We start from the raw sequence: 7,835 nt of genomic DNA on the forward strand, positions 1-7,835 counted from the left end.
CAATGAGTCTGAAAGATAAAACCCAAACCCTGTTCGCTGAGAAATTCGGCTACCCTGCTACCCACGTCATTCAGGCTCCGGGCCGCGTTAACCTGATTGGTGAACACACCGACTACAACGACGGCTTTGTCCTGCCGTGCGCCATCGATTACCAGACGGTGATCAGCTGTTCACCACGTGATGACCGTCTGGTGCGCGTGATTGCTGCCGACTACGATAATCAGAGCGACGAGTTCTCTCTCGATGCGCCGATCGTTAGCCACGATACCCAGCAGTGGTCCAACTATGTGCGCGGCGTGGTGAAACATCTGCAAAAACGCAATAACGCCTTTGGCGGCGCGGACCTCGTTATCAGCGGCAACGTACCGCAGGGCGCGGGCCTGAGCTCATCCGCCTCTCTGGAAGTCGCAGTCGGTACCGTCTTCCAGCAGCTGTATCATCTGCCGCTGGACGGCGCGCAAATTGCGCTGAACGGTCAGGAAGCGGAAAACCAGTTTGTCGGCTGTAACTGCGGCATTATGGATCAGCTGATCTCCGCGCTCGGCAAGAAAGACCATGCGCTGCTGATCGACTGCCGTTCGCTTGGCACCAAAGCCGTCTCCATGCCGGAAGGCGTTGCGGTGGTAATCATCAACAGCAACTTTAAACGTACTCTGGTCGGCAGCGAGTACAACACCCGCCGCGAGCAGTGTGAAACCGGTGCGCGCTTCTTCCAGCGCCCGGCGCTGCGTGATGTGACCATTAATGAATTCAACGCCGTCGCTCATGAACTGGACCCGATTGTCGCGAAGCGCGTACGTCACGTACTGACCGAGAACGCCCGCACCGTTGAAGCAGCGGCGGCACTGGAAAAAGGCGATCTGCTGCGCATGGGCCAGCTGATGGCGGAATCCCACGCCTCCATGCGCGACGATTTCGAAATCACCGTGCCGCAAATTGATACGCTGGTCGATATCGTGAAAGCGACCATCGGTGACCAGGGCGGCGTGCGCATGACCGGCGGCGGCTTCGGCGGCTGCATCGTCGCGCTGATCCCAGAAACGCTGGTGCCTGCGGTGAAACAGGCCGTGGCCGAACAGTACGAAGCCAAAACGGGCATTAAAGAGACGTTCTACGTCTGCAAACCGTCACAAGGAGCAGGACAGTGCTAAGAGAAACGCCAGCGCTGGCGGCAGATGGCCAGCCGTATCGACTGATTACGTTACGCAACGCCAATGGCGTGGTGGTGACGTTAATGGACTGGGGTGCAACGCTGCTATCTGCGCGCATCCCAATGAAAGACGGCAGCGTACGTGAAGCGCTGCTGGGCTGCGCGTCGCCGGAACAGTACACCGAGCAGGCGGCGTTCCTCGGCGCATCGATTGGCCGTTACGCCAACCGCATCGCCAACAGCCGCTATCTGCTCGATGGGCAGACGGTTGAACTCGCGCCAAGCCAGGGCAAAAACCAACTGCACGGCGGGCCTGAAGGCTTCGACAAACGCCGCTGGGCGATTGCCTCGCAGAACCCAACGGAGGCCGTTTTCACCCTTACCTCGCCTGATGGCGACCAGGGCTATCCAGGCGAACTTCAGGCGACGGCTATCTATCGCCTGACCGAAGATAACCGCATCTCCATTGAGTATCGCGCAACTGTCGATAAAACCTGTCCGGTGAACCTGACGAACCACGTCTATTTCAACCTCGATGGCGCTCAGACCGATGTGCGCAACCACAAACTTCAACTGCTGGCAGATGCTTATCTGCCGGTTGATGAGAGTGGGATCCCGCGCGATGGGCTGAAAGACGTTGCGAACACCAGCTTCGATTTCCGTGAGCCAAAAACCGTGGCGCAGGATTTTCTGAGCGACGATGACCAGAAGAAAGTGAAAGGCTACGACCACGCTTTCCTGCTTCAGGCAAAAGGCGATGCGACTCAGCCAGTAGGCTATGTCTGGTCCCAGGATGAAAAACTGCAAATGACGGTCTATACCTCCGCACCGGCCATTCAGTTCTACTCCGGTAATTACCTGGACGGCACGCTGTCCCGCAGCCCGCAGCCTTACGCCGCCTGGCAAGGCCTGGCGCTGGAAAGCGAGTTCCTGCCGGATAGTCCGAACCATCCGGAGTGGCCGCAGCCGGACTGCATGCTGCGCCCAGGCGAAGAGTACGTCAGCCTGACGGAATATCAGTTTACCGCATTATAATCACGTGGCTTACCGTAGCCCGGACGAGGTGCGATAGCACCGACTCCGGGGGTTCCCCGGCCTCGCTCCGCTCGGCCGGGCGACTCCCTTCCTCTTCTCTGTCTCGTCGAAGTTTTAGGCATATCGCTGAAAATTACGCCATGCAAAGACAAAATCATAACGCCTGGTTCACATGCACCTTACACTGGGACACTATTTTCGCTATGGTTATGCATAAGCGTTGCCGTCGAGCCTATCGCGGCAATATAATGAGAATTGTTATCATTCAATAAAGCTTGAGGAGTGAGAGTATGGCTGTAACTAAGCTGGTACTGGTTCGTCACGGTGAAAGTCAGTGGAACAACGAAAACCGCTTCACCGGTTGGTACGACGTTGATCTGTCTGAGAAAGGCGTTAGCGAAGCAAAAGCGGCAGGTAAACTGCTGAAGGCTGAAGGCTTCAGCTTTGATTTTGCTTATACCTCCGTGCTGAAACGTGCCATCCACACTCTGTGGAACGTGCTGGATGAACTGGATCAGGCCTGGCTGCCGGTTGAGAAATCCTGGAAGCTGAACGAGCGTCACTACGGTGCGCTGCAGGGGCTGAACAAAGCGGAAACCGCTGAAAAATACGGTGACGAGCAGGTTAAACAGTGGCGTCGCGGCTTCGCGGTCACCCCACCAGAGCTGACCAAAGATGACGAGCGCTACCCGGGTCACGACCCGCGCTACGCGAAGCTGACCGATAAAGAGCTGCCAACCACCGAAAGCCTGGCGCTGACCATCGAACGCGTTGTTCCATACTGGAATGAAACCATTCTGCCACGCCTGAAAAGCGGTGAGCGCGTGATCATCGCCGCTCACGGTAACTCCCTGCGTGCGCTGGTGAAATACCTGGACAACATGGGCGAAGACGAAATCCTCGAACTGAACATCCCTACTGGCGTACCGCTGGTGTATGAATTCGACGAGAACTTCAAGCCAATCAAACATTACTATCTGGGTAACGCTGACGAAATCGCTGCGAAAGCGGCAGCCGTAGCAAACCAGGGTAAAGCGAAATAATTTTCGCTGAACGGTAAAAAGAAAAAAGCGTGGAATATTCCACGCTTTTTTTATTTCTGCGGTGTTCCCGGCGGCGATTCGCTTGGCCGGGCTACGTTTAGAAAGTAGCCCGGGCGAGGTGCACAGCACCGACCCCGGGGAACAAATTAACCGCGGCGTGCCTTAACCGCGTTCGCTAACTGACGCAGGACAGTATCGGTATCTTCCCAGTTAATGCAGGCATCGGTGATGCTCTTGCCATACACCAGCGGTTCACCGCTGTCCGGGTTCTGATTACCTTCCACCAGGTGGCTTTCAATCATCACGCCCATAATGGCTTTCTCGCCGTTGGCAATCTGGTTGCAAACGTCAGTGCCCACTTCCATCTGCTTTTTAAACTGCTTGCTGGAGTTAGCGTGGCTGAAATCAATCATGATTTGCGCCGGCAGGCCTGCTTTCGCCAGGCCTTCCTTCACTGCCGCCACGTGGGAGGCGCTATAGTTTGGCTCTTTACCGCCGCGCAGGATGATATGGCAATCGCCGTTACCGCTGGTGTTCACAATCGCGGAGTGACCCCATTTGGTGACGGACAGGAAACAGTGCGGCGCACCGGCAGCATTGATGGCATCAATGGCCACTTTAATCGTGCCGTCGGTACCGTTTTTGAAACCGACTGGGCAAGAGAGGCCAGACGCCAGCTCACGGTGAACCTGGGATTCGGTGGTACGCGCACCAATCGCGCCCCAGCTCATGAGGTCAGCCAGGTACTGCGGGGTGATCATATCCAGGAACTCGCCCGCCGCTGGCAGGCCAGTATCGTTAATATCCAGCAGCAGCTTACGTGCAATACGCAGGCCGTCGTTAATCTGGAAGCTGTTATCCATATGCGGATCGTTAATCAGCCCTTTCCAGCCAACGGTGGTGCGCGGCTTTTCAAAATAGACGCGCATGACGATTTCCAGCTCGCCCTGCAACTCTTCACGAATTTTCAGCAGGCGCTGCGCATACTCTTTGGCAGCAGCCGGATCGTGGATCGAGCAAGGACCAATCACCACCAGCAGACGATCGTCATCTCCCTTCAGGATCTGATGGATCGCTTTACGGGCATGAGACACCGTATTTGCGGCATTTTCAGTGGCTGGGAATTTTTCAAGGAGTGCTACAGGAGGTAATAACTCGTTGATCTCTTTAATGCGTAAATCGTCGTTCTGATAATTCATGACTGTTCCAGTGTTGCCATACTTATATGATTGAGTGCAATCCCTTCAATCTATATCGTCAGTCAAAAAGTGTAAACTGGCTTTTACACTTTAGCCGAATAATAACTAAAAAAACCCTACAATTTAGAATTTAATAGCAAATCACCCGCGTCATAACCGCAATCAACAACTTAATAATCTGCAAATTAGATTAAAAACAATATATTTCAATATCACTTGCCGCATTACGCGCTATTTTTGCCCGTGGGATTTCGTTGCGTATTTCTGTGCGGAAAATACAAAGATCTGCAATGATGTCAGATAGTCACACTCAAATAGGGAAGGATGAGCGTCATGGCGCATAGGCATGATTCACACTCGCACACTACGCAGAATGATGGTAACGCCCGTCGTTTATTGCTGGCTTTTGGGGTAACCGCGGGTTTTATGGTCGTCGAGGCGATTGGCGGGGTTGTCTCCGGTTCGCTGGCGTTGCTCGCCGATGCCGGGCATATGCTGACCGATTCAGCCGCGTTATTGTTCGCGCTGCTGGCCGTGCGCTTTGCCAGTCGGCCACCGAGCGGGCGTCATACCTTCGGCTGGCTGCGTCTGACCACCCTTGCCGCCTTCGTCAACGCCATCGCCCTGCTGTTTATCATCATCCTGATTGTCTGGGAGGCCGTGCAGCGCTTCTATCATCCGCAGCCGGTGGCAGGCGTCACCATGATGGTCATTGCGGTCGCCGGCCTGCTGGCAAATGTTCTGGCTTTCTGGATTTTGCATCGCGGTAGCGAAGAGAAAAACCTCAACGTGCGCGCAGCAGCGCTGCATGTGATGGGCGATTTACTGGGTTCAGTGGGTGCGATTGTGGCGGCGGTGGTGATCATGACCACCGGCTGGACGCCTATCGACCCGATTCTCTCGGTGTTGGTCTCCTGCCTGGTGCTGCGTAGCGCCTGGTCGCTGCTGAAAGAGAGTATGAACGAACTGCTGGAGGGCGCGCCGCAGTCAATCGACGTGGCGGCGTTAAAGCGTAATATGCGCCGCTCACTACCTGAAGTGCGCGATGTACACCACGTACACGTCTGGCTGGTCGGCGAAAAACCGCTGATAACGCTGCACGTTCAAGTGGTGCCACCGCACGATCACGATGCGCTGCTGGATCGCATTCATCATTTTCTCGAAGAGCACTACCAAATTGACCACGCGACGGTGCAGATGGAATACCAGCCCTGTAGCGGCCCGGAATGCCACCTTAACGAGGCGCATTCCGAGCACGGGCATCATCACCATCATTAATGGGACAGCGCGCGAGAACCTCGTTCACGTGCGCTATTCATCCACATCCGGCTGCCGTTGAGCGCGATGAAGGTCAGGATCAGATATTCCAGCGCCATGGCGTAAACCCCTTGCAGGGCAAAAATCGCCACGCTGATAACATTGATAACCACCCACAGCAGCCAGTTCTCGACGTATTTGCGGGTCATCAGCACCATCGCGGCAATCGACAGCACCATCATACTTGAGTCCCAGAACGGGAACGCATCAGGCTGTAGCGTCGGCATCACCACGTTCATGCTCATTCCCTGCATTACGTTAACTGCCACCCGCGTGAGCACGGCGAAAACAGGATCGATGTAGAGCGTCATCAGCGCAATCGCCACCACGCATGCCGCCAGCCAGCTCAGCGCTTTTGGCAATGGCAGCCAGCGAATTTGCAGCTCAGCTTCATTCTGGCTGGTCTGCCGCGACCACGCGTACCAACCGTAGAGGTTGGCTGCAAAGAAAAATAGCTGCAACAACAGGCTAGCGTAGAGCTGAATCTGGAAAAAGATAATCGCAAACAGCGTGACGTTAATCAGGCCAAACAGGTAGTTCACGATCTTTTCGAGGCTGGCCAGCCAGATGCAGAGTAGCCCGGCAACCGTCCCTACCGCTTCTATCCATGAGAGGTCGTAGCCTCCCGCGCCCAGCGGTATATGAACCAGAATGTTTTGCGTACTAAAGAAATCCATTTTAACTCCAGTGCGTTAGAGGTTTACCCTCGTAGTGTAGCCGCAAACTCCAGCATCCGGTTCAACGGAACCAGCGCACCCTGACGCAGTTGTTCATCGACGTGGATCTCATGGGCATGGCCGCCGTTCTCCAAACCTTCAGCGATGGCCTTCAGGCCGTTCATCGCCATCCACGGGCAGTGTGCACAGGTGCGGCAGGTTGCCCCTTCACCGGCGGTTGGCGCTTCGAACAGCTCTTTATCCGGCACGGCCTGCTGCATTTTGTAGAAGATGCCGCGATCGGTTGCCACAATAAGCTGCTGGTGCGGCAGCGTTTTGGCGGCATTAATCAACTGGCTGGTTGAACCGACGGCATCGGCCATATCAACAATCGCCTGCGAGGACTCCGGGTGTACCAGTACTGCCGCCTGCGGGTACAGCGATTTCATACGGCTCAATGCCTGGGTTTTAAACTCGTCGTGGACGATACATGCACCCTGCCAGCACAGCACATCCGCACCGGTCTGCTTTTGCACGTAGCGGCCCAGATGGCGGTCCGGCGCCCAGATGATTTTCTCACCCAGGCTATCGAGATGTTCGATAAGCTCAACGGCAATGCTTGAGGTCACCACCCAGTCGGCGCGTGCTTTTACCGCCGCCGAAGTATTGGCATAGACCACCACGGTGCGATCAGGATGGGCATCACAGAAAGCATTGAACTCATCAATAGGACAGCCAAGGTCGAGCGAGCACTCGGCGTTCAGCGTCGGCATCAGAACCGTTTTTTCCGGGCTGAGGATTTTCGCGGTTTCGCCCATAAAACGAACGCCTGCCACCAGAAGCGTTGAGGCAGAGTGTTTTGCCCCGAAGCGCGCCATCTCCAATGAATCAGAAATACAGCCACCAGTCTCCTCCGCCAGCTGTTGGATTTCGGGATCGGTGTAGTAGTGTGCCACCATGACGGCATCACGTTCCTTTAGCAACCGCTTGATTTTCTCGCGATAAAATTGCTTCTCATCAAGACTTAGCGGCACAGGCTTCGGCGGGAACGGGTAAATTGCGGCTTCTGGGTCAAACATCACGCTCATCAGGCTTCTCGTTTTACTGGCTTAACGAAATAAACGGTTATTCGGCGAAGATTCGCCGTTACCACGGCAATATGTTTTATATGCTAAACAAGATAGCCGATTCCATGAGAAAAGTCGTGGTGAATTTTACGCCCTTCCCCGGAGTCGGCGCGTTGCACCTCGTCCGGGCTACGGCAAGCACAAACGTAGCCCGGACGAGCGTCAGCGACGCCGGGAAGGCTCTAAAATTTAAATTAAGACAGGTATCAAATCGCAGATAGCAAAAAGGCGCCTTTAGGGCGCCTTTTTACACTGGTGGGTCGTGCAGGATTCGAACCTGCGACCAATTGATTAAAAGTCAACTGCTC

At 55.1% G+C, this 7,835-nt stretch carries 7 protein-coding genes; 4 read left to right on the top strand and 3 right to left on the bottom strand.

Annotated features, from left to right (window positions below; all coding sequences use genetic code 11):
- Nucleotides 1–2: 2 nt before the first annotated feature.
- From galK to gpmA, 3 genes are all read left to right on the top strand, one after another.
- Nucleotides 3–1,151, top strand: coding sequence for a galactokinase (galK, locus tag V6944_RS19630; protein WP_333500170.1), 1,149 nt, complete (start codon nt 3–5; stop codon nt 1,149–1,151).
- Complete coding sequence (galM, locus tag V6944_RS19635) at nt 1,145–2,185, top strand: galactose-1-epimerase (protein WP_333500171.1); 1,041 nt, start codon at nt 1,145–1,147, stop codon at nt 2,183–2,185. The genes galK and galM overlap by 7 nt, the downstream gene beginning before the upstream one ends.
- Before the next feature lie 290 nt (nt 2,186–2,475).
- Nucleotides 2,476–3,228, top strand: a complete 753-nt coding sequence (gene gpmA, locus V6944_RS19640) for a 2,3-diphosphoglycerate-dependent phosphoglycerate mutase (protein ID WP_035892201.1) — start codon at nt 2,476–2,478, stop codon at nt 3,226–3,228.
- Nucleotides 3,229–3,374: 146 nt separating this feature from the next.
- Here the strand turns inward: gpmA and aroG are convergent, their stop codons facing one another.
- A complete protein-coding gene (gene aroG / locus V6944_RS19645) occupies nt 3,375–4,427 on the bottom strand; it encodes a 3-deoxy-7-phosphoheptulonate synthase AroG (RefSeq protein WP_185666733.1) in 1,053 nt (350 codons plus the stop codon).
- A 333-nt stretch (nt 4,428–4,760) separates the two neighbouring features.
- Here aroG and zitB point away from each other — a divergent pair, with 333 nt between their 5' ends.
- A complete protein-coding gene (gene zitB, locus V6944_RS19650; protein ID WP_333500172.1) occupies nt 4,761–5,705 on the top strand; it encodes a CDF family zinc transporter ZitB in 945 nt (314 codons plus the stop codon).
- Here zitB and pnuC read toward each other — a convergent pair.
- Entirely contained in the window at nt 5,702–6,421 is a 720-nt protein-coding gene (gene pnuC / locus V6944_RS19655) for a nicotinamide riboside transporter PnuC (RefSeq protein WP_333500173.1), read from the bottom strand. The two genes, zitB and pnuC, sit on opposite strands and share 4 nt — an antisense overlap.
- A gap of 23 nt (nt 6,422–6,444) precedes the next feature.
- A complete protein-coding gene (gene nadA, locus V6944_RS19660; protein ID WP_333500174.1) occupies nt 6,445–7,488 on the bottom strand; it encodes a quinolinate synthase NadA in 1,044 nt (347 codons plus the stop codon).
- Nucleotides 7,489–7,835 lie beyond the last annotated feature (347 nt).

The organism is Kluyvera sp. CHPC 1.2972 (genome assembly GCF_036759925.1).
GTDB lineage: Bacteria > Pseudomonadota > Gammaproteobacteria > Enterobacterales > Enterobacteriaceae > Kluyvera.